A 6,478-nucleotide genomic window follows, 5' to 3' on the forward strand; every position below is an offset into this window, starting at 1 on the left:
GCTTGATGATGTCGTAACCATCCCCCTAAAATTGACAACTTATAAGGGAATATCTTTTCACCTTCTATCCTAACTAACAAGTCGTGAAATTCGTTTCTTTTTCCATGAAAATTTATAATATCCATATTGCAAAAGTAAACTTACAATAAATGCAGCTGGATATCCAATCCATATTCCTTTTATACCAAGATTTGTATGATAAGAAAGGTAATAAGCAACTGGGACTTCTACAAGCCATATCGATACAACACCGATAATAGTGGGCCATAATACAGTTCCACTTGCTCGCATTGTCGCACCAATAATTTGAGCATGGCCGAAAATTAAATAACTCCAAAGTGTAATCATCACCAAACTATGTGCAATTTTGATTGTATTCGAGCTCGTTAAGAATAACGATAAGATTTCTCTTGAAAACAAGTAAATAAAAGCAATTAATATACCACCAATTATATAGTTCATAACGATTCCAGCTCGAATAACTTCCTGTAATCGATTAACTTGCTTTGCACCAATGGATTGCGCAGCGAAAATGGATACTGTTATTCCAAGACTGACTGCAGGCATCTGAACATAACTTGCAACCTGGTTTACAACCCCATATGCAGCAGTCGCATCAGAACCGAAACGATTCACAAATGCGATTACTGCAATCTCAGATAATGAAACAAGAATCATATTAATACTGGCTGGAATTCCAAGGCGTAATAATAGTTTTAACAATTCCCAATCCATACAAAGATATTTCCGTACGGTCTCATCTAATTGCAGTGGATGATTCTTCTTCTTTAAATAAATAAGCATAACAATAAATGTTACAATGGTTGAGATAACAGAAGCATAAGCAGCTCCGTACACACCAAGTTTGGGTATTCCTAGCCAACCAAAAATTAGAATAGGTAATAGAATTATATTTAAGACTGTACTAACAATTAAGAAATAAAACGGTGTCTTAGAATCTCCTGTACCCCTAATAAACGTTGTATAGGAGAAATATAGAAATAAAACTGGCATAGAAATAAATAAAATACGTGCATAATGCACACTCATATCAATTATATTTTCTGGCGTACCCATAAGACGCATAATGTTCAGAGCAAATACATTTCCCACTATTGCCAAAATAACTCCTATTATAAAGGTAAATGTCAACGTCGTACCAACAATGGCTTTTAAACGCTCTTCATTACGGGCACCAAATGCCTGACCAATTAAAATCGAACTACCTGATCCAATTCCAATTACAAACGAAACCAATAAGAAGAATAGTGGGAAAAATGCTGAAATGGCAGCTAATTCTTTCACACCAAGCCATCGCCCTACTACCACCATACCAAATAATTGTCCAACTGATTGTAAAATGTTACTTAAAAGCAAGGGAACTAGAAACATAGACATTGATTTCCATGTTGCTTTCTCATCCTTTTGTTGATTTTTTAATCTTTTACTTTTTTGAATACTATCTATCGATGATTTCATATTTGATTTCCCCTTTTATTTGGAGGATTTATATCATTTTGAGAATAATAAGTTAAAGATGAAAAAGATTTCAAATTAACGTTATAATTTTATCTACAGATTTCCCCCTACGTAATAATGATTTTTAATAATTTGTTTGTCATTCTTTTTTCTACACTTCTCCCTTTGGATTTACTCTTCAATATGTGCAACAGTTGGATTAATTTTCCTTTCCCCGTTTATTTTAATAAAATTATTTATATTATTAAATGTAATAAACAATTAAGAAATAAAATTGGTATAAAAAATAATTTTTGTAATTAACAAAGGTCATTTTTTATTTTTAAATATTGTAATTACTTAATAGTAGTTTATTTAAGAGTTTAAAAAAAATATTCTTCCCTTATTTTGGTGTTTATTATAGCGGTTAACATTGATTACTGCTCTTTTATGTTTTCTTCTATGTTGTATATTTTTTAATAATTTGTCCAAAATATAACTAACCTGTTTTAGAACAAATTGGTTACCGAGTAGTTAGCTTTTGCTAGCTGCTCTTTTTACTGTAATTACTAAAAAATACACCTAATCATTTTTTTCAAAAATATTACTTTTAACGTATTCCCCGAAAGAATTCTCCTTCCTCAAGCGTGTGAAGGGCGTAGCCCTACGATAGGTGGGAGATGACTTTTGGTTTGGCATAGCCAAAAACTTTTGATAAACTTGCTATATGAAGTTCTTTGATAACTTGATATAGAAGGTTGCAGGAAGAAAATAGAGTGCGAAAACCAAGCCATTCGGTTCCTGCGTAAAATATCAACCGTACCAACAGAGCATCCATGCTTTGGACATCTAGGGATGGAACACCCCGAAGTAACGCTCAGGGAGACGAAAGGTTACTTTCGTCGTGGAACTGAGAAGCTCCCACTTCAAGCTTTGCTAAGTGGCGAGTAAGTTCACTACTCACTTACGAAGCAGGTGAGTACTATGCCAACTTTTATACCTAAACTTCTTGTTCAAAATACATACTTTAATAAATATAGGGGATTTTTGTAATGTTTCTCCAAAAGAAAATACAAAAGGGTACTATGGTCCGAGTGCCGCCACTGTTGGTTCATTGTGAATGCTTTTAATGGAGTTTGTGCACCAAACACGTTTGATAGTGATGTTGTAGACCAAGACACAGTCATAATAAATTAAGGTAATTCAACTTCTGAATAAAAACTAATATTTCATCTATAATAAACATTACAACCTGCTTCTTACCCAGGTTGTATTAAATAGAGCAGTTGCTACAAATAACTGCTCTATTTTAATTTTAGTTACATAAATTTGAAACTTTCATGCATACTATGTGTACTCCTTAAATTCATAGATGTAATGTTCTTATGACAGTTAGCTTTTGCTAACTGCTTTTTAGTATTATGTATGTTCCAAAATGATGAATTCCTAACTATTAGGTTACCGCATGCTATATAGAGAAGGTGTTTGACCTTTTACTTAAATCTCCTGAAAAGACTCTGCTCAGATATTTTCCAATAAAAAAGAAGAGATATATAATCTCTCCTTTTCATCCATGTACTTTATAATTAGCGAGTAAATCCACCGCCAAGTTGTTGTTCAGCCATTGCTACTAGACGTTTTGTGATTTCACCACCAACAGATCCATTTGAACGAGCTGTTGCGTCTGCACCACGAACTAATAATTCGTTACTGCTTCCACTATTATTGTTTTCCATTGTGTCTCACCTCCTAGTTTTTAATATGCATAAATGAACCACTGTCACAAAACGAAACGGTTACGCTTTTATATAGGGTAACCGTTTCGTTTTGTTGTTTGCCATCATTACGTATACTTGTTAATTTTCATGTCTATACTGTTTAGAGAAGGTATTCCATGCCATTCGGATTGACCTCTAGCACATGATAAGTTTATAACCGTTCCTATAATTAGGAACGGTCTTATTTCATTTAACTGTCCTTTTTAATTACAGTAACTGTTTTTTGATAAGCATTTATACATATCGGATATGAATTTATTTTACAAATAATGAATATTCACCATTACTATCATCGAATTTATAAACATTTAAATAATATTTTCCTGGTTTCGCTTCGAATTTCCCCTTTATGGTATTTCCTTCATCTTCACCACAAGCTACATAATTTTGCATGTCTGATTCATGATAAAGTACCCATGTCATCCCAATATTTTGTTCATTTACCACAGAAATATCTACTTCTTTTGGATCTGTAACATTAAACGTATAAACATCTGTTTGATCAGGAGTAACCAGATTTCCTTTTACAAGCGTATTAAACGGGAGTATCTTCTCTTCTTCATGGAATTCACCTGTTTGCGGATCTTGTTTTACAGTAACTTTTGTCTGTTCTTTACTTTCTTTTCCTCTACTATCTTTCACAGTTAGTTCCACAGTATAGGTTCCTTTTTCTCCGTATACGTGGGTAGGATTCGCTTCTGTACTTGTAGTACCATCTCCAAAGTTCCATAGATAAGAAATAACTTTTCCGTTTTCACTTGTTGTACCATCGCTATGGAAATGAATTTCTTCATTTACTATCCCGCTATATGGTCCATTCATATTTACTATAGTAGTCGTTTTTTCTTTTTCCTCGGTCGCAACACCATGAAAAACAATATCATATTCATACTGATTAGCTGCATTCACACGATAGTTTACGAAATAGGCTGTAACTGTTTTATAACCACTCCAACCTTTTTGGGATAACTGCTCTAAAGTTTGGTTTACTTGTTTACTCATCGCTTTCCAATCTTCAGACTCACCTTTTGATGTACCACCTGTGTACTTGCCTTCCACGGTAAATGTATTAAAGAATTGCGACTCATATTTTGTAATTTGGGCACCTTTTATATTTGCTACATCCACAATTTCGTTTTTCACTTCAGCTAGCGGCTTTGGTGCGTGTTGAATTAAATAATCATTTGTTACTTGCGGTACATTATATTTATCTTGATTATCAATCAACTGCTGCATATACGCTTGATATTCTGCATTCAATTGTGTATTGTTGCTCAATGATTCACGATATGAGTCATAATTTTTCACATCGTTTGTACGGATTAAATCTTGAAGCTTATCAAATGTTTCAAATTGATGATTATACAAATATGACTGTAGTGCAAAGGAATACTTATAAAAGTCCCATGATCCATATTTTGAGAACAAAGTTTGCTTTGCTGTATAACGGCTTGCTGGATTAGATGATAAGCCACTTATCATACTTTTACGCGGAACAACATTATTTGTACGTGTAGATCCTGCAAAAAATTCTGCATTCCCTTCTTGGAACCAAGTTAATCGTTCATTTTGATACATTTCTCCGCTTCCAAATAAACCAGGAACCTCATATCTTCCTTGTAAATAGTGAGTGAATTCATGACGGAACAACTCTTCTAAACTATAAATACTCTGCTTTGGCGTACGCTCATATGTAAAGAAAGTCCCCTTCTCTTCAATATAAATTCCACCGTTGTTTGTTTCATATCCATATAATTGTCTATTTAATTGATATTCATCTGGATTATTATAAATTACTATTGTTAGTACATCATCAGCATTTCCCGGTTCTAGTGCTTTATCATTACCAATTACACGGTGATATTGTGCTTTTACTTCCTTGGCTGCCCAATATAATCTCTTAATTTTTTCTTCTGTTACTTTATCTCCCGTCTTAAAGACAATAGATCCGTCATCAAATGTATATGTTTTAGGTAAGTATTGTTGTTTCCCTTCTTCACGTATTTTCTGTAAATCTACTGCATTTCCACTATAATCTTTTCCACCATAGTTTGTTTTCATTTGTTCTACTGCTACAAAATAAGCTCCACTTAAACGAGGATACAAGTTCATCGCTTGTGTAATAACTTCCAATCCTTTGTTTGGATTACTATGAAATTTCCCTAAACGTCCTGCATAATAAATGCCATTATTAATTAACCAACTATTTTCATTTGTTATATTCCCCACGAGAGCAATTCTACTAACCTCATTTATAAAGTTATCAATCTTTCCATACCACATTGTTTCATTAGGTTTCTTATTCGTATCCTGTAAATAAGACTGTATATCATAATCAATTCCTTTTACAATTTCATATACAGCTTGTCCTTTTGCATAATTACTTACATACGTAGAAAGGTTATCATTATAGTGTTTTAAAATATTTACCGCATACTGCACTGTTTCAGTATCACTAGAAGCATTACTAATTAATTTTCCATACGCAGCTATTACCCTATCTTGCTCGGCTGTACCTAATGCAAAGTTGGGATTTCTTGCAATTGCTTTTAATGCTGGTAAACATTTGTCATGGAAGCTTCTCTCTTTTAAGTAACTTAATTCATTATTATAATATCCCACATAAAAAGCAGAACGTAGTACTTCAACAAATGTTTCAATGCCCTTTGAGTCCTCTTTAGTAAACGATTTTCCTCGTTGTCCTAATTCATTAATGATAACGTTCATGCGTTCTTTATTCTGATAAAATGCTTTCGTATCTTGATTAAATTGAAATAAATCAGTAATTTGATTCCAAGAAATTTTTGAGAGTGTGTCAATGAGTTCGTTATCAGGCATTTTATTCAGTTCTGCCAGAGAGTAGCTTTGCTTTAATTGAATTTCATCACGTTTCATAACCAGAGTAGGACGTTGTGAAAAATCGCCTACTTTTAAACGCTCTTCAAAAGTCAATGTTTCGTCAGTTTTTGTAGCATGTACGATTTCATCTTTTGAAGTTTCTGTCCCAATTGGTTTTATCTGTAAGATATTATAGGGTACTTTTTCTTCTGCTGATACCTGTGTTTGAATACTTCCAAATGATAATGCCACCGTACTAATCCCAATCATCATTTGAGTAAATTTTAAATTCTTATTCATAATGTTTCCTCCAATTATATATTCCATCAAAGAATATAACATTTTACATACAGTAATTATTTAAATATACAATATCGCACATTACATTACATGTATGTATAGAT

2 protein-coding genes and 2 pseudogenes are annotated in these 6,478 nt (G+C 33.0%); 1 reads left to right on the forward strand and 3 read right to left on the reverse strand.

Translation table 11 applies throughout. The features are described 5' to 3' along the window. Window positions 1-69: 69 nt before the first annotated feature. Complete coding sequence (locus tag DN404_RS08195) at window positions 70-1,398, reverse strand: MATE family efflux transporter (RefSeq protein ID WP_370512800.1); 1,329 nt, start codon at window positions 1,396-1,398, stop codon at window positions 70-72. Between the two features lie 1,044 nt (window positions 1,399-2,442). Between DN404_RS08195 and DN404_RS08200 the strand changes: the two are divergent. Continuing rightward, window positions 2,443-2,655: pseudogene (locus DN404_RS08200) on the forward strand (spore germination protein). Window positions 2,656-3,044: 389 nt separating this feature from the next. On the opposite strand, the pseudogene DN404_RS08205 reads toward DN404_RS08200, so the two are convergent. Next, window positions 3,045-3,149: pseudogene (locus DN404_RS08205) on the reverse strand (small, acid-soluble spore protein, alpha/beta type); the annotation flags it as partial. Window positions 3,150-3,491: 342 nt separating this feature from the next. Further along, a complete protein-coding gene (gene colA, locus DN404_RS08210) occupies window positions 3,492-6,374 on the reverse strand; it encodes a collagenase ColA (protein WP_149214963.1) in 2,883 nt (960 codons plus the stop codon). Between the last annotated feature and the right edge of the window lie 104 nt (window positions 6,375-6,478).

The sequence above is a fragment of the Bacillus sp. TE8-1 genome, from assembly GCF_008368855.1.
GTDB lineage: Bacteria > Bacillota > Bacilli > Bacillales > Bacillaceae_G > Bacillus_A > Bacillus_A cereus.